This is a genomic window from Streptomyces sp. MnatMP-M17 (assembly GCF_900091995.1).
Classification (GTDB): Bacteria; Actinomycetota; Actinomycetes; order Streptomycetales; family Streptomycetaceae; genus Streptomyces.
Genome location: NZ_FMDK01000639.1, coordinates 1 through 17,384, shown reverse-complemented (window position 1 = coordinate 17,384; position 17,384 = coordinate 1). Strand labels below are relative to the sequence as shown.

13 protein-coding genes are annotated in these 17,384 nt (G+C 69.3%); 5 read left to right on the top strand and 8 right to left on the bottom strand.

Going from position 1 to position 17,384, the window contains the following annotated elements:
• Positions 1 to 132: 132 nt before the first annotated feature.
• Together GA0115259_RS26885 and GA0115259_RS26880 are read right to left on the bottom strand one after the other, a co-directional pair.
• Entirely contained in the window at positions 133 to 1,644 is a 1,512-nt protein-coding gene (locus tag GA0115259_RS26885; RefSeq protein ID WP_093601826.1) for an FAD-dependent oxidoreductase, read from the bottom strand.
• Positions 1,645 to 1,663: 19 nt separating this feature from the next.
• On the bottom strand, positions 1,664 to 3,169 hold the full coding sequence (locus GA0115259_RS26880; protein ID WP_093601824.1) for an FGGY family carbohydrate kinase: 1,506 nt from the start codon (positions 3,167 to 3,169) through the stop codon (positions 1,664 to 1,666).
• An 815-nt stretch (positions 3,170 to 3,984) separates the two neighbouring features.
• On the opposite strand from GA0115259_RS26880, the gene GA0115259_RS26875 reads away from it, so the two are divergent.
• Together GA0115259_RS26875 and GA0115259_RS26870 are read left to right on the top strand one after the other, a co-directional pair.
• Positions 3,985 to 4,995 carry a hypothetical protein gene (locus tag GA0115259_RS26875; protein WP_093601822.1) on the top strand — a complete coding sequence of 337 codons (1,011 nt, stop codon included), beginning with the start codon at positions 3,985 to 3,987 and terminating at the stop codon, positions 4,993 to 4,995.
• A 151-nt stretch (positions 4,996 to 5,146) separates the two neighbouring features.
• Positions 5,147 to 6,676 carry an amino acid permease gene (locus GA0115259_RS26870; RefSeq protein ID WP_093601820.1) on the top strand — a complete coding sequence of 510 codons (1,530 nt, stop codon included), beginning with the start codon at positions 5,147 to 5,149 and terminating at the stop codon, positions 6,674 to 6,676.
• Between the two features lie 120 nt (positions 6,677 to 6,796).
• Here GA0115259_RS26870 and GA0115259_RS26865 read toward each other — a convergent pair whose 3' ends face one another.
• The 4 genes from GA0115259_RS26865 to GA0115259_RS26850 form a co-directional block, all read right to left on the bottom strand.
• On the bottom strand, positions 6,797 to 7,615 hold the full coding sequence (locus tag GA0115259_RS26865; protein WP_093601818.1) for a glycoside hydrolase family 75 protein: 819 nt from the start codon (positions 7,613 to 7,615) through the stop codon (positions 6,797 to 6,799).
• Positions 7,616 to 7,732: 117 nt separating this feature from the next.
• The gene (locus GA0115259_RS26860; RefSeq protein ID WP_093601816.1) at positions 7,733 to 8,227 is read right to left on the bottom strand and encodes an NUDIX hydrolase; all 495 of its coding nucleotides are present in this window, start codon (positions 8,225 to 8,227) and stop codon (positions 7,733 to 7,735) included.
• A gap of 274 nt (positions 8,228 to 8,501) precedes the next feature.
• Positions 8,502 to 10,697, bottom strand: a complete 2,196-nt coding sequence (locus tag GA0115259_RS26855) for a discoidin domain-containing protein (protein ID WP_093601814.1) — start codon at positions 10,695 to 10,697, stop codon at positions 8,502 to 8,504.
• Positions 10,698 to 10,956: 259 nt separating this feature from the next.
• Positions 10,957 to 11,721: a TetR/AcrR family transcriptional regulator gene (locus GA0115259_RS26850; protein ID WP_093601812.1), complete on the bottom strand. Its 765-nt coding sequence runs from the start codon at positions 11,719 to 11,721 to the stop codon at positions 10,957 to 10,959.
• A gap of 233 nt (positions 11,722 to 11,954) precedes the next feature.
• On the opposite strand from GA0115259_RS26850, the gene GA0115259_RS26845 reads away from it, so the two are divergent.
• On the top strand, positions 11,955 to 14,033 hold the full coding sequence (locus GA0115259_RS26845; protein ID WP_093601810.1) for a SpoIIE family protein phosphatase: 2,079 nt from the start codon (positions 11,955 to 11,957) through the stop codon (positions 14,031 to 14,033).
• Between the two features lie 118 nt (positions 14,034 to 14,151).
• On the opposite strand, the gene GA0115259_RS26840 is transcribed toward GA0115259_RS26845, so the two are convergent.
• Both GA0115259_RS26840 and GA0115259_RS26835 read right to left on the bottom strand, forming a co-directional pair.
• Positions 14,152 to 14,385 (bottom strand): hypothetical protein, encoded by a 234-nt coding sequence (locus tag GA0115259_RS26840; protein ID WP_093601808.1) that lies wholly within the window; start codon positions 14,383 to 14,385, stop codon positions 14,152 to 14,154.
• Positions 14,386 to 14,513: 128 nt separating this feature from the next.
• Positions 14,514 to 15,428, bottom strand: a complete 915-nt coding sequence (locus GA0115259_RS26835) for an ABC transporter substrate-binding protein (RefSeq protein ID WP_093601806.1) — start codon at positions 15,426 to 15,428, stop codon at positions 14,514 to 14,516.
• 305 nt (positions 15,429 to 15,733) lie between these two features.
• Here GA0115259_RS26835 and GA0115259_RS26830 point away from each other — a divergent pair, with 305 nt between their 5' ends.
• Complete coding sequence (locus tag GA0115259_RS26830; protein ID WP_093601804.1) at positions 15,734 to 16,219, top strand: cation:proton antiporter regulatory subunit; 486 nt, start codon at positions 15,734 to 15,736, stop codon at positions 16,217 to 16,219.
• Positions 16,220 to 16,225: 6 nt separating this feature from the next.
• On the top strand, positions 16,226 to 17,384 hold a 1,159-nt coding region (locus tag GA0115259_RS26825), incomplete at its 3' end, for a cation:proton antiporter (protein WP_107469267.1).

The window sequence follows — 17,384 nt, the reverse complement described above, 5'->3', positions numbered from 1 at the left end:
CGGCGCCCGCGGCGGCCAGCCGGGCCGCCGCGGCCAGACCGGCCGGACCCGCGCCGATCACCAGCACATCGACCGTACGCGGTCGCCGGTCGGGCCCGGGGACGGAGAAGCCGTCCCGGTTCGTCGTCGCGCTCATGGTCCGACCTCCGGCCGCAGGGATGGTTCGCCGTCCTCAAAAGCGTCGGCGGCGCCGGTCGTCCCGGCAATGAAGTCGGTGGTCCCGGAGGTGAACAGGGCGCGCACGGTGGCTCCGCAGTAGAAGCCCTGGCACCGGCCGCCCCGGGCCCGGGTGCGCCGCCGCAGGCCCTCGGGTGTGCTGGGCGCGATCGTACTGGCGAGAGCGTCCCGGATCTCGCCCCGGGACACCCGTTCGCAGTGGCAGACGAGCCGGCCGTACTCCGGGTCGGCCGCGATCAGCTCGGCGCGTTCGTAGGGACGCGGAAACGCCTCGCCGATGTTCGGCATCCGTACGGGTTCGTGCTCCCGTGGCGTCCCCAGCTTCTGCCCCGCGTCGGCGAGCAGCTCCACGACATGCGCGGCGATCGCCATCGATGCCGTCAGCCCGGTGGAGCGGATGCCGCCCACCGTCACATACCGCTGCTCCGGGTGGCAGCGGATCCGGTAGTCGTCGTCCTCGGTGGCCGCGCGCAGCCCCGCGTAGACGGCGGTGACCTCCTCGTCGAGCAGCGCAGGCAGCACGCGTCCGCCTCGCTCGCGCAGAAAGGCCAGCCCTTCCGCTGTGGAGCCGGTCGCCGTCTTGTCGTCCAGGTCCTCGGCGGTCGGCCCGAGCAGCACATTCCCGTACACCGTCGGTGCCACCAGCACGCCCTTGCCGAGCGCGGTCGGCACCGGCAGCAGGATATGACGGACCAGATCACGGGCGAACTTGTCGAAGACCATGAGCTGACCGCGCCGGGGCGTGACGGTGAAGTCGGCGTGGCCGAGCATCCGGTCGATCTCGTCGGCGCGCAGTCCCGCGGCGTTGATCAGGGCATGCGTACGCAACGACCCTCGGCCGGTGACGAGTTCATGAGGAGATCCGCCCGCACGGGGAGATCCGCCTTCCTGAGGAGATCCGCCGACGATCCGTCTCACCGGGCAGTTGAGATGCAGATCGGCGCCGGCGCGGACGGCCTGGGTGGCGTACGCGAGCGTTGTCGTCCAGGGACAGATGATGCTCTCGCCGGGTACGTCGAGTCCGCCGAGCGCGCCCGGTCCGAGATGTGGTTCGCGGGCGTAGAGCTCGTCCGCGCCGATGATCCGTGCCTCGTGGTATCCGTTGCGCTCGGCCTTCTCCACCAGCCGTGGCAGGGCGGCCAGTTGCTCCTCGTCCCAGGCGACGAGCAGCGCGCCGACGGGCTCGACCGGGATACCGGCCTCGGCGGCATAGGCGGCCAGCCGCCGCTGTCCCTCCCGTACCAGCCGGGACTCCAGCGAACCGGGCACGGCGTCGAAACCGGTGTGCAGAATGGCCGTGTTGGCCTTGGACGTGCCGTCGCCGACATCGTCGGACGCCTCCACCAGCGCGATACGCAGCGGATAGCCGCTGAGTTCGCGCGCGATGGCGCTACCGACGACTCCGGCGCCGATGACGACGATGTCGTACACCTCGTCCGGCAGACTTCCGGAGGTGGTGACAGCCATGATGCTCCAGTGTTCCGGCTCAGTGTTCCGTGGTGGCGGGCGCGGGCGGGGGCGTACGGTCGAGCAGCGTGGCCACCGCCGCGCGGAAGACGCCGAGACGGTCGGCCGCCTCGGCCGGGCCGATCCGCGGCTCGTAGACCGCCGAGGGCTTCCACTCCGGTACCACCTGATCGGTCGTCAGCCCTGGATCGAGACCGAGACGCGCGAGCGCGCCCACGCCCAGCGCCGTCGCGTCCGGCAACGCGGAGACCTCGACGGGCCGTTGCAGCAGATCGGCCTGCGTCTGCATCAGCAGCGCGGACCGCGTCAGACCACCGTCCACCCGCAGACTCGTCAGCGGTTCACCGAGATCGGTGGCCACCGCGTCCGCCAGCTCCACGACCTGGGCGGCGATGCCCTCGCACAGCGCGCGCACAAGATGCCCGGCACCGGTGTCCAGGCCCAGACCGCTGATCGAGCCGCGCAGATCGCCGCGCCACCACGGCGCGGCCAGTCCGGCGAGCGCCGGTACGAAGGTCACTCCGCCGCTGTCCGGTACGGAGGAGCCGACCGTGTCCAGCTCGGCCGCGCCGGAGATGACGCCGAGATCGGTCAGCCAGCCCACGGCGGACGCGGCCGTGTAGACCTGTCCGTCGAGGCAGTAGCTGGTACGGCCGCCGAGCCGCCAGGCGACACAGCTCACCAGTCCTGTCGTGCCCCGGCGCGGCCGGTCACCGGTCTGGGCGAGCAGGAACGCGCCTGTGCCATAAGTGCACTTGGCGGAACCCGGTTCGGTCACGCTCTGCGCGAGCAGCGCGGCCTGCTGGTCGACGATCACTCCGGTCAGCGGGATCTCGCCGCCGAAGGCGGTGGTCGTGCCGACCGCGCCGGCCGTGTCGACGACACCGGGCAGCGGCTCGTCGGACAGCCCGAAGATCTCCAGGGCCTCCGGAGACCACTCGGCGCGGTCGAGATCGAGCAGCTGGGTGCGGCCGGCGGTCGCGGCGTCCGTGACGAACGCGCCGGTCAGCCGGTGGATCAGCCAGGAGTCGCTGGTGGTGACGGCGCCCTCGCGCGTCAGCCGGCGCCGGATCCACGCCATCTTCGGCGCGGCGAAGTATGGATCGAGAGGAAGCCCGGTGAGCTGCCGCAACCTCTTCTCGTGCGGCGCGAGTTCGGCGCAGAGGGACTCCGCGCGCCGGTCCTGCCACACGATCGCGTCGGTGAGCGGCGCGCCGGTGGCCGGGTCCCAGGCGAGCACGGTCTCGCCCTGGTTGGCCAGACCGACGGCCGCGACCGGTTCCGCCGCGTCGGCGAGGGCCGCGCGTCCCGCGTCGAGGACGGAGCCGAGCAGCACGGCCGGATCGATCTCCACCAGTCCGCCCGAGCCGTACCTGGGCGGCGCGGGCGCCGATCCGGTGCCGATCACGCCTCGTTCTGGGCAGATGACCAGTGCCTTGGTGGACGAGGTGCCCTGATCGATGGCGAGTACCGGCCGGTCGGCCGAGCCGGTGCGCGGTTGAAACGAGTGCTGGACTGGCGGCATGTCCCGTTCTTCGTGTCGGGCGTCTTCGGTCGCTTCGGCGTTTTCTTCGGCGAATTCAGCGAGTCGGACGGCTTTGGTCGGTGTCAGGGCTGCGACGGCTTCGCGGGGCTTCGACGGGCCGGATCGCTTCCGGTTCTTCAGGTCGGATGGGGCCTTTCACTGCTGGGATCTGATCGCTGAGCGAAAGCGTGGTGCAGGTCAGAGCGGGCGTCAAGGGTTTCCGAGGCCGCCCGTGCGGCCTCGGCGGCGGGGACGGTTCCGGTACGCGTCAACCTGTTCGGCACCGGCGTCGAGAAGGACATAACCAGCTTTGATCAACGGAGAGTTGCGAAAGATCAGCAAAGTGTTCGAGCGCGGTCACTCCGGCCCCTACACTGATCGCCGCGGCGGCAGGCGTCCTTGACCGGTTTCGCCCTTGTCCGCGGCCACGACAGGTCCATACCTGCGTGACGCACTCCGGATCGCTCGCTCCACCCCCCACCGTCCTAGAGGATCTATGACGACCATATGTTCAGCCGGACGCCTCCTCGGTCGTGCCCGGCCCCGTACAGCCCGCAGGACGTCCGGGTTCCTGGATTCTGTATGCGTGTGTCATGCCCGTGTCCAGGGGCCACCAGGGACGGGGTTGGAGGTCTGGTGCTAGGTTCTCCCGCCCGGCCGCCCTGCCACCGGCCGTCGTACGGGCCGCGCACGGCGTGCCGGCGCATGGTCTTCTCGTACACCGGCGCCTCGTACACCGGCGCCTCGTACACCGGATCTTCGTACGTCGGGTCCCTGTACGCCGGGCCCGCGCCCGCGCGGACGGAGCCGAGCTGATGGCGGGCGACGACAACTTCCGCCCGGTGTACCACCCGGCCGGTCACGACAACGAACTGCGCGCGGCGGTACAGGATCTGCGCACAGGGCGCTGGGTCGCGATGCGCAATCTCCTTGCCGAGACGACCGACTGGGGCCTGTGGACCCAGCGGACGCAGGTCCTCGCCGCCGTCGCCGCCGGTTCCGACGCCGTACAGGCCTGGCGCACCGAGGAACCGCGGAGCCTCGCCGCGACCGTGATGCATATGCGCGTCATGGTCGAACGTGCCGTACGGGCCCACCGCGAGGGACATCCGCGTACGCAGGAGCTCTGGCAGCAGGCGTGGGAAGCGTGCGGCGCCGCCACCCGCCACGCGCCGGCCGACCCGGTGCCCTGGGTGTGTCTGCTGGCGCTGGCCCAGCTCGACGGCAAGCAGCAGATGGAGGAGCACCGGCTGGCTCCGCCGGGACCGATGCTGTTCCCAGGCCCCTGGGCCCTGTTGGCCGAGGCCGACAAGCGCGATCCGTTCAACCGCGAGGCGTACCACCGTATGCTCCAGTTCGTCTACGCGCGGCGCGCCGACGGATCGCTCTCCGAGGCGGTCAACTTCGTGCAGTGGGCGGCCTCGGCGGCCCACGAGGGCTCCGCGCTGCACGTACTGCCGCTCTTTGTCCGGGTGGAGCGCTACCGCCGGGAGAACGGCCATGAGAAGGCCCTGGATCTGCACTGGGTGACGGAGGACGCGACCAGGGACGCCCTGCGGGCCCTGCGCCTCTGGTTCGACCACGCCGTGCTGGCCGAGGCGTCGCTGCTCGATCTGAACCATCTCGCGCACGCGCTCTGGGGCGCGCTCCAATTCGATGCCGGGGCTCGGGTGTTCGAAGCGCTGGGCCCTTTCTACGCCACGCTGCCGTGGGCGTACCGTACGCGGAGTCCCGGTGACCCGGCACAGGCCGAGGACGTGTTCCTCCGAGCCCGCAGCCGGTGCCTCGGCGCCGCCCGCGAGGGCCGGAACGGACCGTCCGGCTGAGCCGCTTCCACCGGGACCGTACCCGCCGCACCGCACACGTACCCGCACCAGCGGGCCGCCCGTACCCGCACCGCACACGTACCACCAGCACCGCCGCACGATTTCTGTCCCTGCTCCCTACACAGGTGTGTTTTCCACCGGAGGTACTTCCGTGTCCGTTTCCCCACCAACGTGGTCGAAGGCCGACCTCGTGCCGCAGAAGGACGAAGAGCAGCGGCTGCGAGAACTCGGCTATCAGCCGGTCCTCGCCCGCCGTATGGGCGGCTTCGGCAACTTCGCGATCAGCTTCTCGGTCATCTCCATCCTCTCCGGCTGTATGACGCTGTACGGCTTCGGCATGGGCGCCGGCGGCCCTTCGGTGATGCTCTGGGGCTGGGCGGGCGTCGGTCTCTTCGTCCTCTGTGTGGGCATGGCACTGGCCGAGGTCACCAGCGCGTATCCCACCTCGGGCGCGCTGTACTACATGGCCGACCGGCTGGGCGGACGCAAGTGGGGCTGGTACACCGGCTGGCTGAACCTGCTCGGACTGCTCGGCGCGATCGCGGGTATCGACTACGGCGCCGCGCTCTTCACCGGAGCCTTCCTGAATCTCCAGTTCGGCTTCGATCCCACGCCCGGCTGGACCATGGTCATATTCATGTGCATCCTGCTGCTGCACGCCGTCTTGAACCTGTTCGGCGTCCGGCTGGTCAGTGTGCTCAACTCGATCAGCGTGTGGTGGCATCTGATCGGTGTCGCGATCATCGTCGGCGCTCTCGCGATCATTCCCGACAGCCACCAGTCGCCGTCGTTCGTCTTCACCGAGTTCGTCAATGAGACCGGCTGGGAGAATCCGCTCTATGTGGCGGCCATCGGTCTGCTGCTCGCGCAGTACACCTTCTCCGGATACGACGCCTCCGCGCATCTGTCCGAGGAGACCTCCAACGCCTCGGTGTCGGCCGCGCGCGGTATCGTCCGCGCCATCTGGGTCTCCTGGATCGCCGGTTTCGCGCTGCTGGCCGGACTCACCTTCGCGATCCAGGACTACGCGGGCACCCGGAACAGCGACACGGGCGTGCCGCCCGCGCAGATCCTGATCGACGCCCTCGGCACCAGCGGTGCCACCGCGCTGCTGCTGCTGGTGATCGTGGCGCAGCTCTTCTGCGGCAACGCCGAGGTCGCCGCCGCCAGCCGGATGGTGTTCGCCTTCAGCCGTGACAACGCCCTCCCGGGCTCGTCGCTCTGGCGTCGTGTCAGCAGCCGTACCCAGACACCCGTTCCCGCGGTCTGGCTCTCCGTGATCGTCGCGTGCCTGCTGGCGGTGCCGTCCCTGTACTCCACGACCGCGTACGGCGCGGTGACGGCGATCAACGTCATCGGTATCACGCCCGCGTACGCCATCCCGATCTATCTGAAGCTGCGCGCGGGCAACCGCTTCGAGCCGGGACCGTGGACGCTGGGCCGCTGGAGCAAGCCGATCGGCTGGATCGCGGTGGTGTGGGTGGCCGTGGTCACCGTGCTCTTCTGTCTGCCGCAGTCCAAGCCGGTGACCGTCGACTCGATGAACTACGCCGTGATCGCCCTGGCCGTGGTGCTGGTCCTGGCCACGGTGTGGTGGTACGTGGCCCGTAGCTCGTACAGCACACCGCAGGCGTACGGCAACGCCCGTGAACAGTCGGAGATCTCCGAGGGCATCGTCTGACCGGGAGGACCGCCGACGGGGGGTGGTGTGCGGCGGGGCTTCCCGCCGTACACCACCCCCCGTTCCGCTGTCGGCCCTGTTGGCCCTGTCGGCCTTGTGAGCTCTGTTATCCGTACGCCGTCAGTTCTCCAGAAGGAACTGCCTCGCGAGTTCCTCGCCCTGGATGGCCGCGCTGTCCCGGTCCTCCAGGGACGCGATCTCCGAGTTCTTGAAGAGGATGTAGGTCACTCCGGCGCCGATGCCGCCGCCGTACGGATCGGTCGAGATGCCCAGCCCGCGGGCCGTGGCGAGCGAGCCTTCCCCGATGATCCCGGGCGGCCCGGTGTCCCCGACGACGGCGTACTGGACCCGGTCACCGTGGATGACCGCCGCGACGGATCCGCCGCTGATGCCCGACGACCGGTAGTTCCAGATGGCGCTGGGCGTCGGTACGACGATGTACGGCAGTTCCTTGGCGTTGAGCGCCCGGCCGCTGGACTCGGTGTAGGCCGTCATGCTCTGGAAGTAGGGATCGGTCCTGGTGTTGCAACGGTCCGTCACCTGGCCGTCGCAGTCGATGTCCATGTCGGCCTTCCAGAACACGGCACCGTTCGCGTCGCAGACGGGAACCGCGGTGGGAGCGTTCTCGCGGATGCGGTAGAGGCCGTTGGAGATCTGCTGGCAGTGGCTGACCTTGGAGAGCAGCGCCTCCGCCGTGACCGGTTCTCCCTCGGTGGACGGTCCGCCTCCGGCCGGCGGTCTTCGGGCGGGCGGTGGCGGTCCCGCCGCGGGCCTGTCGGCAGGCGGTCCCGGGACTCCTTGGCGTTGGCGTTCGGCCCGTGGCACGGGAGGCGGCTCGTCGGTGGACTGGGCCAGGGCGGGGAGCACGGTGATGGGGACTGCCGCGGCGGCCAGCAGGGCCGAACCGACGGCGATGAGGACATAGGTGCGAGGGTGCACGGGGGATGATGCCCTTCCTGGTTCCTGGACTGGGTGGCGGGGCCCCGACGGCTCCTGGACGGTTCCTTGGACGGCTCCTCGGACGGTTCCTTGGACGGCTTCGGGGCAGCGAGCGCTCTAGCGCCCGGACGGAGACGGACGGCGGTCATCGCCTATGCACTCGTCCAGTCGTTCGAGGAACTCTCGCTGTCCCGTTACCAGCGGTTCCACGGCGTCCCGCAAAAGGAACCAGCCGACCCGGTCCAGCTCGGGGAACTCACGCACCACCCCCGACCCTCTGGGCCACTCCATGCTGAAGGTGCCGAAGACGGCCGCTGCGGGATCCAGATCGCCCTCGACAGCCCAGGCGGTGACGGTCTTGCCACTCTTTTGGCGGACTTCGCCGAGAGGGGTCCAGGGCCCCTCGGGCACGGGCAGTCCCAGCTCCTCCCGGAACTCCCTGCGGGCCGCGTCCTCGGGCCGTTCCGCTGATCCGTACTCACCCTTGGGGATGGTCCAGGCGGCGGTATCGCGGCCCGACCAGTACGGTCCGCCCATGTGTCCGAGAAGCACTTCGAGACCGGTGTCCATGACCCGGTACAGGAGGAGGCCCGCGCTTCGTTTGCCCGACATGCCGTCAAGTCTGGGCGGGGGCGCGAAGCGTCGCCATTCGCGCGCCGGGGGAGTGCGACGCCCTCGGCGGGAGCCGATCCGTACGCCGATCCGTACGCTGCGCGGGAACGGCGCGGGCTCCGGCACGGACTGACACGCCGGAGCATTACGGTGATACCGCCGAGCCGATCGTATGAACGGTTGCGCCGTACGGCGCAGGGCCCGGCCTCCGTGGGGGGAGACCGGGCCCCTGTGTGCCGGGGGATCGGCGCGGGTTACGGGACCGACCGGAGCCTTACGGGAATGAGGTGATGGTCGACGGGACCGTCGAGGTTCCCGAGGTCGGCGACCCCGTGCTGTTGATGACGTGGTTGTACTGGCCCATGCCACCGAGGGAGACGACCAGGAGATCGTGGAACTTCACACCGGGTTTGACCGGTGCCTGGAAGCCGTGGTCCTGCTGGATGTTCGGGTCCGAGGTGTAGTTGCAATAGCTGCCCAGACCCCAGCCCTCATGGTTGTTGACGGAGTCCGCGACCTTGTAGGCGGCGTATCCCTTGATGTTGCCGTTCTGGATCGAGGCCTGGTTCGGCGCGTCGTACGCCTTCTCGTTCTGGAAGAAGATCGTTTTGCCGTTCTCGCCGTTCCACTCCACGTCGTACTTGTTGAAGTGTTCGACGAAGAGACCGGTCGCCAGGACATCGTCACCATTGACCCGGACGCCGTAGTCCGCGCGGTTGGTCTCCCAGCCGACGCCGGCGCCGTGGTCGGCACGCCAGACCCAGGTGTGGTCGATGATGGTGTCATCACTGTTGATCACCATGCTGGTGGTCGCCTTGCCGGGGCCCGCTCCACCGATCCGGATGAAGACGTCCTGGACCGTGGTCGGGTTCGCGGAGTGGTCCGTGGCCGCGCCCTGCGGTCCGACCTCCAGTAGCGTCGAGGAGTTCACCGGACCGGCGTCGATCAGGAAGCCGGCCAGCTTCACTCCGTCCACATCGGCGACCTTCATCGCGGTCACACCGTTGTCCGGAATGATCGTGGCGAGGCCCAGACCGAGGACGACCGTGTTCGCGCGGTTCACGTTGATGGTCTGGTCGACATGGTAAACACCGGGCGTGAACAGGAGGTTGAGCCCCTGGGCCAGCGCCTGGTTGATCGTCGCCGCGGTCGCGCCGGGCTTGACGACATAGAACTGGTCGAGCGGCAGGGACTGGCCCTGCGGAGCGCCATTGCCCCAGGTGGTGCCGCGCGCGTTGGTGCGTTTGGCGGGGACGAACACCTTGTACGCGTTGCCGTCCAGGTACAGGAACGGCTTCTCGCGGGAGACGGGTGTGTTGGCCAGCGTGGTGTACGGCGGGTTCGGGAAGCTCTGCGCGGGCGCGCCCTCGACACCGGAGAACACCATGTTCCAGACGCCGTTGGTCCAGCCGCCGACGGAGCTGTCACGGGTGTACCACTGCTGCTGGGAGTACGGGCCGACGGTGCCGTCGATCTTGCTGTCGGCGATATAGCCGCCACTGGCCCAGCCGTAGCCGTTGGGCGCGAGGTTGAGCCCGCCCTTGACATGCATACGGCGGAACGGCGCGGCCTGCGCGACCGCCCAGCGGTTGGTGCCGCTCACCGGGTTGAGCGCGAGGTTCTCGGCGGAGCGCCAGAAGTTCTGCGTGGCGTTTCCGTTGAACCAGCCGGCGTCCACGGTCACATCACCGTTGAAGGTGGTGTCGTCGGGCGAGAGACCGAGGCCCGAGATCGAGGTGTAGAAGCCGAGCTGGGCGTTGATGTTGTTGTACGTGCCCGGCTTGAACAGGAACTGGTAGCGGCCGGTGCCGAACTGGTCCGACTCCTGCTGGTCGAAGACCTGGTCCAGCCTGCCTTGGATGTTGGGCGTCGACGGGTCGAAGACGATGACGTTGGGGCCGAGGTCACCGCCGCCCGGGATCGGGTCGCCGGTGCCGCCCGAGGTGCCGCCGTAGATCTGGAACTCCCAGAGCGAGTAGCCCCATTGGGTGGCCCGCTGGGTGCCCGTCAGCCGTACGAAGCGGGCGGTGCCCGACACATTGAGCGTCTCCGTGCCACCGGGTCCGGTGGTGGTGGAATACGCCTGCGTCCAGCCGTCGGTGCCGTTGGGCGAGAACTCGATCTTGTACGCCTTGGCGTACGCGGTCTCCCAGTTCAGCACGATCTGGCTGACCGCGACGCTGGAGCCAAGGTCGATCTGGATCCACTGCGGGTCGGACGCGGCACTCGACCAACGAGTCCCGGTGTTCCCGTCGTTGGCGCCTGTGGCGGGCGTGCCGCCGTTCTCCACGCTGGACGCCGTCACCGCCTTGCCCTGGGAGAGCAGGGTGGGCGCGGCCTGGGCGGAGGTGCTGGGAATGAGAAGCAGCAGCGAGGCGATCAGCGTGGCCGCGACCGAGGCGGCCAGTCCTCGCCGACGGCCCGGAGCGGATCTCCGGAACACCGGTGAAGTGAGCGGAGGAGCGTGCATGGGCAGGTCTCCTGAGTCATCGGACAACGGGCGGGCGGAGCGTGAGGGCAACCGGAGAGCGCTCTCTCGGTAGAGGAGATGCTTCTCTCGTGTTTCGAACACGTCAAGAGTTGTGCACGAAGCCGCCAAGGTCGGTTCTCGTGCCGACAACAAATAACGGACGGGACGCGGCGATTGTCGGACTTTGCGTGGTGTCCGAGGTGTGATGAGGAGGTGTCGTTTCAGAATCTGACGGCGGGTGTGGGCGCCTGAAACATCGTCACGACATGTCGTCGGACACGGCCTGGGAGATCACAGCGGCATCATCCGTGTTCGCCACGCGCTCCAGCCACTCGGACAGCAGCGCGCTCTCGGCGGCGGTCAGGGCCGACGGCGGTGACTGGCGCAGCAGTGCTCCCAGCCGGGCCGCCGCCACCGGAGTCTCGGCGCCGGATCCCTCGGGAGCGGCGGACGCGCCGTCCGGAGCCTGGTCGTACATCGCCTCGGAGGTGAATACGGCGGCGTGCACCGCGTCGCGGACTCGCCGGGACATATCGGGATCGGTGAAGGTGGCGGGCCGGGAGACCAGCATCAGCGCCACGCCGACATTGGCCGACATGACCATCTGGGCGGCGAGTTCGGGCGAGATCCGCAGCAGTCCGCGGGCCGCCGCGCGTTCCAGATCGCGGGCGAGGATCCGATGCGACTCCAGCGCCGACGCGGGCGGCTTCCGCATCGAGGGAGAGTTCATCAGCCGGTACAGATTCGGGTTCGCCAGTGCGAACGCGACATGGGTGTCCCAGCCGTCGCGCAGATCCCGGATCGGGCCGGTGCCCGGTTCGCGGAGCCGCTTGGTCGCCAGATAGGCGTCGAAGCCGTAGTCGACGACGGCGGAGAGGAGTCCCTCCTTGTCGCCGAACTGCCGGTAGAGCACCGGTGCGCCGACCTGGGCGGCCGCACAGACCTCCCGCGTGGAGATGTCACCGTTCGGCGACTTCGCCAGCAGCTCGGCGGCCACCTCCAGAATGCGCGTTCGCGTGCTCATGAGAGAGATGTTATCAACAAGGCGTAGCGTTGCTTATGTGCATATGTATTCATCGTTACGCCCCCGCCACCGCGGAGCTGTCGGCGGTGGACGCGGTGTTCTTGCATGCCTCCGAAGAGTGATTGCGTCCATTGCGGTGATTTGTCGGGAAAGTTAGGCTTCAAGCTTGGACGGACGAGTCCTGGCGACCGGGTGACCGACGGGGTTCCGGGCCCATCTCCGGAGCGGGGCGCATGGCAGGACGCAATCGGGACCGCAGTGGGGACCGGCGCCGGTCGGTGACCGGTGCCGATGAGAAGCTCGCGCTCAATCGCGTGGGCAGCTTCGACTGGGATCTGGAGAGCGGCCTCCTGGATCTGGACGCGGTGGCCCTCGACGTATTCGATCTGCGGCCCGGCGAGTACGACGGTACGAGGGATTCCGTGCTGCCGCGCATCCCGCACGAGGAGCGCGTACGTCTCGAAGCCGTCGTGGACGCGGCGGTCCGGCACGGCCGGTCGTCGTACGGCTCGTACTTCCAACTGCTGCGCCGTACCGGTATGCGGCAGTGGACGCATACGCGCGGGCGGATCCTGCGCGACGAGCTGGGGCACGCGCACCGCGTCGTCGGGATCGTCCGCGACGCGACGGCGGATCTGACGGAATCGTGTCTGGCCGGTCCGGGCGACATGGGCCGTGACGGGCTGAACAGTCTGGTGCAGAGGACCACGGAAGCCCTGTCCAGAGCGGTCACCGTGGACGATGTCGCCGCCGTACTGACCGGTGTCGGCGGACTGGAGCGCTTCGGCGCCGACGGACTCGCGCTCGGTCTGGTCGAGGGCGGCACTCTGAGACTGATCGCGCTGTCCGGCGAGTCCATGGACGTACTGGACGATCTGCGGCTGCACCGTCTCGACGGAACGCTGCCGCTCGCCGAGGCCGTCCTGAACCAGCGGCCACGCTTCGTCACCTCGCTCAGCGATCTCGTCGTCGACCGCTTCCCGAAGCTGCGCCCGTATGTCCGCGGACTCGGATTCAACGCGGCGGCCTTCCTGCCGCTGATCGCCCAGGCGCGCTCCATCGGGTGTCTCGCGCTCTTCTACCGGCGGCGTACGCACTTCTCGGCCGAGACACGCTCGCTGTGTCTGGGCCTGGCCGGGATCGTGGCGCAGTCCCTCCAGCGCGCCATCCTCTTCGACCAGGAGCGCGAGTTCGCGACGGGCCTCCAGGCCTCCATGCTGCCCCGAGACATCCCCGAGTTCCCCGGCGCCGAGATCGCGGTGCGCTACCACGCGGCATGGAGCGGCAGAGAGGTCGGCGGCGACTGGTACGACGTGATCGCGCTGCCCAGGAACCGCGTCGGCGTGGTCGTCGGCGACGTTCAGGGCCATGACACCCATGCCGCCGCCATCATGGGACAGCTACGGATCGCCCTGCGCGCCTTCGCGGGCGAGGGCCACACACCGGCGACCGTCCTCGCGCGTGCCTCGCGCTTTCTCGCGGAGCTCGACACCGAACGCTTCGCGACCTGCACCTATGCCCAGGTGGACCTGGGCAGCGGTGTCGTACGAGCCGTACGGGCCGGCCATCTCGGCCCGCTCATCCGCCATACCGACGGCAGAACCGGCTGGCCCAATCTGCGCGGCGGGCTCCCGCTGGGCTTCGCCACGACCTTCGGCCATGAGGACTTTCCCGAGACCCGGCTCGATCTGGTGCCCGGCGAGACGCTGGTGCTCTGCACCGACGGACTGGTCGAGGAGCCCGGCCGCGATATCTCGGCCGGTATGGACACGCTCGCCGACATCGTCAGAACCGGGCCGGGCGCGGCGAGCGCGCTGGCCGACCATCTCTCGGACCGTCTCTGGGAGCGCTGGGGGACCGGTGACGATGTGGCGCTGCTGGTGCTGCGCCGCCGTCCCGACCGCGGCACGGACCACGCGCCGCGTATCCATCAGTACGTCCATCAGGCGGACCCGGAAGGGCTGGTCGAGACGCGTGCCGTGCTGCGTCAGGCCCTGGCAGACTGGGACCTGACGGCGCTGATCGACGATGTCGAGCTGGCGGCGGGTGAACTGCTGGTCAATGTGCTGCTGCACACCGAGAGCGGCGCGGTGCTGACCTTGGAGGTCCTGCCGGAGCCGGTCCGCCGCGTACGTCTCTGGGTCAAGGACCGCTCCAGCGTCTGGCCCCGCCGCCGTACGCCCGGCGAGGCGGCGACCTCCGGCAGAGGGCTGCTGATGGTGGACGCCGTGGCCGCGCGCTGGGGAGTCGAGCCACGGGGCGACGGCAAGGCGGTCTGGTGCGAGTTCGAGCCGGATACCGTCCGGTGCTGAGCTCGGGAGCGCTGCTCTTCGCGGGGAGCGCTGCTCTTACAAAGCAGATGTCGGGGGAACGGCCGACCGCCCCCTGCGCGTAGGCGCAGAGGGCGGATCATCGGCGGGGGAACGGAGCTCAGATGTCCAGGAAGCCGAACCATCCGCCGGCCTTGTGCGACGAGTGGGCGCCCTCGGTGATTCCCGCGGGCCCGCCCAGGTTGTGGTAGTAGCCCGCGGCACCTTCCTTGTGGAAGCCACCGGCCGCCACGGTCGCGTCGTCGTGACCCTCACAGGCGAGGGCCGAACCGGCGCCACCGAGCAGAGCGGCGGCGGCAAGGGCGGTGGCGGCGAGCGCGGTACGGATACGCATGAGGAACTCCTACGTCAGGTGGTGGTGCGAACACCGCATGCGTGCCCCGGTGAACCCGTCCTCCGACCGGATCGCGGTCCATCCCATCCGAACAGCCTAATAAATCAGGACAAGTGGAAATATGTGCACTATCGAGCGTCGGTGCCATCGGCAGCGTCGGCGCCACTGGTGCCATCGACGCTCTCAATGGCGTCCGCGACGGTGTCGAGGAAGCGGGCGTGCGCGAGATGGCTGTACGGCGCCTCCGGATTCCACGGCGCGATCCGAGCCCGCTCCTCGACAGCGCGCCAGTGCGCACTGTCACGGAGCCGCGCACGTGGCTCCGCGTTGGCTCGCACGTCGGTGAGCACGATGTCCGGCTCCAGGTCGGCGGCCTCGGACCAGCCGACCGTACGCCAGTTGGCACCGCCGCCCTCCTCGGGCTCGATCAGGGTTACGCCCAGCTCGCCGAGGGCCCGTAGATCCGGCCAGGTCAGAGGCCTGGCCAGATACGCCGTCGCCGGATCGGCGGCCGACAGCGCCAGCACCCTGGGCGCACCGGGCCGCGCCGCCGCGGTACGCAGCCGGGACTCCGCGCGGTCCAGTTCGGCCACCGCGGGCGGGCGAGACCCGTCCAGCGAGCGGGCCAGCTCCGTGAACCGGTCCCTGATGCCCTCGAACGTACGGTCCTTGCCCACATCGAGGACGACCACGGGCAGCCGCTCCTCCAGACGCTTGGCCGCCTCCGGATCGATGCCGTAGACCTGTCCGCCGCCGTAGCTGACGGCGACCACCAGATCCGGCTCCGCCGCGAGCAGGGCGTCCAGATCGAGGGCACTGCCCGCGCCGAAGTCGCGCAGCTCGTCGAGAGGCAGCTCGCCCGCCTTCGCCGGATCGGGGGCCGCGCCGTCGTGGTGGGAGCCGAAGGCGCCCAAGGGACGCAACCCGTGGTCCCACAGGGTCGCGCCCGCCTGTATATAGGCCACCACCCGTGCCGGGCGGCTCGGTACGACGGTCAGATGGCCGCGGTCGTCAGTGAACTCCCAGCGGTTGCCCGGGTTCATGTCTCGCCTCGTTCCGCTTGTGATTCCGCTCGTTCTGGCGCGGTTTCCGTGTGCGGCGCCGGTACGCGCTGTTTGCGCGGGCGCCACCCACTGTCTGCCCACCTCGGACCGCGTGAACTCCCGCTCCACGGGCGCGTGAACTCCCGCTCGGCGGCCGTCCAGCCCGGTCCCACGGCCGGATGATGGAGAATCCCTGATCGTGGCGGGTGGCTCATCCGTCGCGCGTACCCAGGGGCCCGGGTCCTGTCCGACGGACAGGACCCGGCGCCCGAAGACCTCTCGGCACGCCCGTATGGAGCGTATTCATGGAGCCCACCGCTCATGTCAGCAAAACCGCCCTGCCCGGGGTCGGTACCCGTTACGACCTGAACACGGATGCCGGAAAGCATCTGTCGGTCGTCGTGCACCAGGACGGGCGGCGCATTCTCGCCTTCCACGATCCCGAGGACGACGACAACTGCAAGGACGCCGCGTCCCTCGCTCCGCACGAGGCGACCGCGCTCTCCAAGCTCCTGACGCCCGATCCCGTCGCCCATCTCCACCAGCACCTGGAGATCGACCTGGTCACCGAGCACATTCCGGTCACCACGAGGTCGCCGTACGCGGGCCGCACGCTCGGCTCCGCCCAGGTGCGTACCCGGACCGGCGCCTCCATCGTGGCCGTTCTGCGCCGTACCGCAGCCTTTCCCTCGCCCACACCGGACTTCCGCTTCGCCTCGGGGGACACCCTCGTCGTCGTCGGTACCCGGGAAGGCGTCGACGCCGTCGCCGAACTGATCACCGGAGGATAAGCGCCCGTGCACGACACCACCGCACTGCTCATCGAACTCGGCTCCGTCATCCTGGTGCTGGGCATACTCGGCCGGCTCGCGGGCCGGGTGGGCTTCTCCGCGATCCCGCTCTATCTGCTCGCCGGACTCGCCTTCGGACATGGCGGACTGCTTCCGCTGAACGCCAGTGAGGAGTTCATCGCCACCGGCGCGGAGATCGGCGTCATTCTGCTGCTGCTTCTGCTGGGCCTCGAATACAGCGCCTCCGAACTCGTCAGCAATCTGAAGATCCAATATCCCTCGGGGATCGTCGACTTCGTCCTGAACGCCGTGCCGGGCGCCGTCGCCGCGCTGATCCTGGGCTGGGGTCCGGTCGCCGCGGTCGCCCTGGCCGGTGTGACATGGATCTCCTCCTCCGGAGTCATCGCCAAGGTCCTCGGCGATCTCGGCCGGCTCGGCAACCGCGAAACTCCCGTGATCCTCGGCGTCCTGGTGATAGAAGACCTCGCCATGGCGGTCTATCTGCCGCTGCTCACGGCCCTGCTCGCCGGACTCAGCCTCGCCAGTGGCAGCCTCACGCTGGCGATCTCGCTCGGTACGGTCGGCGCGGTTCTCTATCTGGCCCTGCGCCACGGCCGGCTGATCAGCCGTGCCGTCTCCAGCGACAACCCCGAGATGCTGCTGCTGGTCGTCCTCGGGCTGACGGTCCTGGTCGCCGGAGTGGCCCAGGAACTCCAGGTCTCCGCCGCCGTCGGCGCGTTCCTGGTCGGTATCGCGCTGTCCGGCGAGGTCGCCGAGGGCGCGCACAATCTGCTGGCTCCGCTGCGCGACCTGTTCGCCGCGGTCTTCTTCGTCTTCTTCGGGCTGAACACCGATCCGGCCGCCATCCCGCCGGTGCTGGTCCCGGCCCTGATCCTGGCGACGGTCACCACCGTGACGAAGATCGGCACCGGCTGGTACGCGGCGAAGCGCGCCGGAGTCCGAACGGCGGGCCGCTGGCGGACCGGCGGCACACTCGTGGCACGGGGCGAGTTCTCCATCGTCATCGCCGGACTCGCGGTCGGGGTCGAGCCCCGGATCGGGCCGCTGGCCACCGCGTATGTCCTGATCCTGGTGATCCTCGGCCCGCTGGCCGCGCGCTGGACGGAGCCGCTGGCACGGCGTATCACCCACAAGGTGACGCCCG

Coding starts and splice junctions, on each gene's coding strand:
- GA0115259_RS26875 (WP_093601822.1), top strand. CDS start 3,985: ATGGCGGGCGACGACAACTTCCGCCCGGTGTACCACCCGGCCGGTCAC.
- GA0115259_RS26880 (WP_093601824.1), bottom strand. CDS start 3,169: ATGCCGCCAGTCCAGCACTCGTTTCAACCGCGCACCGGCTCGGCCGAC.
- GA0115259_RS26830 (WP_093601804.1), top strand. CDS start 15,734: ATGGAGCCCACCGCTCATGTCAGCAAAACCGCCCTGCCCGGGGTCGGT.
- GA0115259_RS26860 (WP_093601816.1), bottom strand. CDS start 8,227: ATGTCGGGCAAACGAAGCGCGGGCCTCCTCCTGTACCGGGTCATGGAC.
- GA0115259_RS26855 (WP_093601814.1), bottom strand. CDS start 10,697: ATGCACGCTCCTCCGCTCACTTCACCGGTGTTCCGGAGATCCGCTCCG.
- GA0115259_RS26840 (WP_093601808.1), bottom strand. CDS start 14,385: ATGCGTATCCGTACCGCGCTCGCCGCCACCGCCCTTGCCGCCGCCGCT.
- GA0115259_RS26885 (WP_093601826.1), bottom strand. CDS start 1,644: ATGGCTGTCACCACCTCCGGAAGTCTGCCGGACGAGGTGTACGACATC.
- GA0115259_RS26845 (WP_093601810.1), top strand. CDS start 11,955: ATGGCAGGACGCAATCGGGACCGCAGTGGGGACCGGCGCCGGTCGGTG.
- GA0115259_RS26835 (WP_093601806.1), bottom strand. CDS start 15,428: ATGAACCCGGGCAACCGCTGGGAGTTCACTGACGACCGCGGCCATCTG.
- GA0115259_RS26850 (WP_093601812.1), bottom strand. CDS start 11,721: ATGAGCACGCGAACGCGCATTCTGGAGGTGGCCGCCGAGCTGCTGGCG.